The sequence below is a fragment of the Tenuifilum sp. genome, from assembly GCF_037481895.1.
Lineage (GTDB): Bacteria > Bacteroidota > Bacteroidia > Bacteroidales > Tenuifilaceae > Tenuifilum > Tenuifilum osseticum.
In genome coordinates this window covers 1-4,784 of the sequence record NZ_JBBFKU010000067.1, presented here as the reverse complement: position 1 = coordinate 4,784, position 4,784 = coordinate 1, and the positions used below count along the sequence as shown (strand labels likewise).

2 protein-coding genes are annotated in these 4,784 nt (G+C 37.2%); both read left to right on the top strand.

The features are described from left to right. The first annotated feature begins 159 nt into the window (after positions 1 to 159). Complete coding sequence (locus tag WHS63_RS13030) at positions 160 to 2,709, top strand: TonB-dependent receptor (protein ID WP_445205491.1); 2,550 nt, start codon at positions 160 to 162, stop codon at positions 2,707 to 2,709. An 18-nt stretch (positions 2,710 to 2,727) separates the two neighbouring features. Then, positions 2,728 to 4,686 carry a DUF5017 domain-containing protein gene (locus WHS63_RS13025; protein WP_445205490.1) on the top strand — a complete coding sequence of 653 codons (1,959 nt, stop codon included), beginning with the start codon at positions 2,728 to 2,730 and terminating at the stop codon, positions 4,684 to 4,686. The last annotated feature ends 98 nt before the right edge of the window (positions 4,687 to 4,784 follow it).

Here is a 4,784-nt window from a genome sequence, read left to right as displayed (position 1 = left end):
AAATCCTTGAGGTTATTACTGCTCCATGAAACAATTTGTTTCAAACGTTTGCGGGGGTTTAACAATTTGTTAATGTTACTTTGTGATTTTTCGGTATTATATGAAATTAAATTTGCATAAATGAATATTAGCCTTAATTAACTCTAAAATCAAAAACCTATGAAAAGAACGATTTGGCGTACATTGTTAATGCTTTTATTCCTTGCTCCAATGTGGACTTTAGGGCAGGGAGTAATAAAAGGGATAATTGTTGACTCAAACAATGGAAACCCTTTAATTGGTGCTGCTGTAGTAGTTGAGGGCACAACTATTGGAACTTCAACAAGCGTTGACGGCTCATTTAACTTTAAAGTTCCAATTGGGAAGCATGTGATTAAGTTTTCTTATGTGGGCTACCTAGACTTTGAAAAAAATGTTGAGGTAACTGGCGATGTTGACTTTGGTACCATTAAGTTAAGCCCTAGTTTGGTTGATATTGAGGAAGTTCTTGTTACAGCATCGTTTGTTCGGGATAGGACAACCCCAGTAGCTGTTTCAACAATTGAGCCAAAGGTAATTGTTGAAAAGTTAGGAAACAAGGAATTCCCTGAGATACTCAAAATAACACCATCGGTATATGCTACAAGAACCGGAGGTGGTTTTGGAGATTCAAGAATTTACCTTCGTGGATTTGATTCAAATAACATCGGGGTTTTAATAAATGGAATTCCAGTAAACGACATGGAAAATGGTAAGGTATACTGGAGCAACTGGGCAGGACTATCCGATGTAACCGCAAATCAGCAGGTTCAGCGAGGTTTAGGTGCTTCCAAATTGGCTTTGTCATCAGTTGGGGGTACCATTAATATTGTTACAAAGTCAACTGATGCTCAAAAAGGAGGTTCATACTACTATGGTTTTGGTAACGATGGCTATAGAAAACAGAATTTCACTGTTTCAACTGGTTTAATGGAAAATGGTTGGGCTGTTACCGTATCGGGTGGTTATACTACTGGAAATGGATATGTACAAGCTACCAATTTTGAGGGTTACTCATATTTTGCAAACATTTCGAAAAAAATTAATGAGAAACATACAATAACCTTTAATGCATTTGGAGCCCCTCAGTGGCACAACCAACGAAATAATAAGCATACTATCCAAGAGTTCCGTGACAATCCAAATGGAATTAAGTGGAATTCTGACTTTGGCTATCGCAACGGGCAAATCTATACTACAGGATATGCTTACAATTTTTACCATAAACCCCAAATGTCATTAAATCACTACTGGAAGCTAAACGATAACTCAATGCTTACAACACAAATTTATGCATCGTTAGCTACTGGTGGTGGTCGTAGGGTTTATGGGCAAAATTCAACATGGCTAAGTCGTCAGTTCCCCAGTGGATTGCCGTATGATGTAACTGCTCTTACCAAAGAGGGATATTATGACTATGATTGGGTAATACAGCAAAATGCTGCAGCAATGAATGGTTCAACATGTATTATAGCTAATGCTGTAAATGACCATCAGTGGTATGGAGCTTTATCAACCTTTACTACTAACATTGAGAGCCTTAAGTTAACTGCTGGTTTCGATGGACGTTTTTATAATGGTGTACATGCCTATAAGATTGATGATTTGCTTGGGGGCAAATATTTCCTGGATAATAAGAATGTTAATCGTCCTGCAAGTCAACCGCTTTACAAAGGAGATTATGTAAACTACCATTACCTAGGACAGGTACTTTGGTTAGGGCTATTTGCTCAAGGTGAGTATATCAAAGATAACTACTCTGGTTTCCTATCGATGGCCATTGCAAGTAACAACTATAGGCGAGTAGATTATTTCCAGTATGAACCGGGTAATCGCGCATCGGCATGGCATGACTTCTTGCCTTGGAATGTTAAAGTTGGTTTCAATTACAAGGTATATGGGGAGCACAATGTTTTTGTAAACGGTGGTTATATCAAGAGAGCACCTATTTTTAGCAATTCCTTCTTGAATAATACCAATACATTTAACGATGGTGTAAAGTATGAACGTATTATTACTGCCGAGTTGGGGTATAACTATGCTTCAAGAATTTTCAATGTAAAAGTAAATCTATTCCATACCCAGTGGCTCGATAAAGGGTTAGTAAAAAGTCTTAGTGGGCAAACTGCAAATATCCTAGGTATTAACGCATTGCATCAAGGTGTTGAAGTTGAAGGCGTTGTTAAACCAATTTCCAAGCTTGATATTAGGGGTATGTTCTCTTGGGGCGATTACCGCTGGTCCGATGATGTTAATTTCAAACTTTATAATGACAACCAAGAACTTATTGGCACTTATAATGCATACATTAAAAACGTACATGTAGGAAACTCTGCTCAGGTTTCTGCCGCTGTTTCATGTAACTATGAAGTTCTTCCAAAGTTAAAGATTGGAGCTGATGTAAATTGGTATGCTAAGAACTACGCCGATTTTGACCCTACTACTAGAACAACTCCCGATTCAAAGCAAGATGCTTGGCGCATGCCAAATTATTACACCATAGATCTAGATGCTAACTATCGTTTCAAAATTGGAAATCTGAATGCTACTCTTTATGGCAATGTTAATAATTTGCTTAATACTGAGTATATTGCCGATGCTACTGATGGCGCTAATCACGATGAATTTACTTCTTATGTGTTCTTTGGTTTTGGAAGAACCTGGTCAACTGGTTTAAGAATTAACTTTTAAAAATTGGGAGGATTTATAATGAAAAAGATAATAGCAATTTTACTTGGTGTCTCGTTGCTGTGGGCTTGTGATCCTATGGAGGATACCTATCAGAAACTAGACGATGCTAAGCAACCATACAAAGATGTAATTACCTACACACTTGTTAGTGCAGATTATACTAATGCAAGTAATTTGGCATTAAAAGATGCAAAAACCTATGACGATAGCACTTTAGCTAAAGCAATTAAAACACAACTAGCATTTAATGAGCGTTTTGCAGGTAAGGATTATATACCTGACATATTGACAAAAAATTTCCCTGCTCTAAGCAAGGGGTCTTCAGCAAACATTCAATATGATGTTCAATACAATACTCCTGCTAACCTACTTGATTTGTATTCAAACAATATTATTAGCGAACAGGAGTATAAGGATTCTGTTTGGAAAAGTTCCACCTTATTTGTTAAATCTTTCACCCCATCTACAATTGGAAGAATGCCTCAAGTTTTACTAAAAAAATTTGAGGGAGCCTCGACCAATGCATACAGACTTGTTGAATATAATTACTCCGAAGTTGAACCTACTATTGATAATGCTGAATTTAAGTATTTTGAAGAAGATTTCGAGACTCATACTTATACACCATCACCATCATACACACCAATAGGTGAAAATGGATGGACTCAAAAGGATACTGTTACCGGAAGCGTAAAGGGAATATACTACTGCAGATTATTTAGTAATAATCATTATGCCCAAATTACCTCAAATAACACTGGTGAGAAAAATGATGTATTTTTGATTACCAAAGAAATTGATTTAACCGATGCTAATAGCCCTATTCTTACCTTTGATGTAAATGTAGGTTACTGGAATGCAACATGCCTAAGTGTTTTAATTTCTTCTAATTACACTGGAGACCTCAATCAAATTGGTACTGCAACATGGGTTGATTTAACCTCAAACTTTACATTACCTGAAACCCCAACCAGCGGTTACGGAACTTTACAAAATGCCGGACAGGCAAATCTGAGTGGCTTTAAAGGCCAAAAAGTACGTATTGCCTTTTTATATGAAGGCGACAGCCGTTCAACAACTAGTCCAAAAATTACCACTACTTACCAAATTGATAATGTTAAGGTTTCTGAGATGAAATCTTCCTATGTATTGAGTGAAACAAATATTAAGAAGTATTGGAAAGTTTATAAGTTCAACGGCACAAATTGGGCCTCTGCTGAAAATAAATACGTTGCCATCCAGGCTGACGATTACGCACTTATGGGTAAAACCTATATAACATCGAGCGAGTCCGATGCTTACATTATTCCTTTCCTCAAGTTAAAGTATCCGTTTGCTCTTGAAGGTGATGCCAAGGTAGTATCGTTCCGTTCGGAAAGTAACCAAACCAAAGCTCTTGCTTTTGAATATAAGTACTCCAATGGTAATTGGACAAAAAATTCATATCGTGAAACCAGAAATGATCAGTTCCTAAACGATGGCACAAAATGGTTTTATGATCCAACTGTTTATTTTACACCCGTATCGGCCGATTATCAACTCCTAGTTGACTGGGTTTATCAAAATTTAGATCGTAGTTATGGTAGTAGCTATGGCAATGATGAATTTTACTACGGAGCCAGCGCTTACTATTCAAACTGGGATTTACGTTTATCTAAACGTACACAATATAATATCCCAGGATTTGATACTGGTACCGAAAGTGAAAAGATTGCACTAACTTGGCAGCGACTAGAGGAGGGTGCAGCAAAACTACTCTCTTTAAAATTCCCTGATGCAGTTTCTGAAATTTCTGGATTCCCAGTATACTACTGGATTTATTTAAAGGTTTATCAGAACGACCTAAAAACAGTTACCTATGTTGGTGTTTTCCAATTACAATCGGGTGAATTCAAACGTGTCAAGACTGCGGAAGATGCAGCAGTTTCACAGGGAAAGCTTACTCAGGATCAGGTAAACTGGAATAGAGGTAATTAATTTTAATTGAAGCTTCCAAATTGAGGGCGAAGGCAACTTCGCCCTCTTTTCTTTTCCGCATTTTATCAGGCTCTGCGGTTTAATGTGTTGAGTCTCAG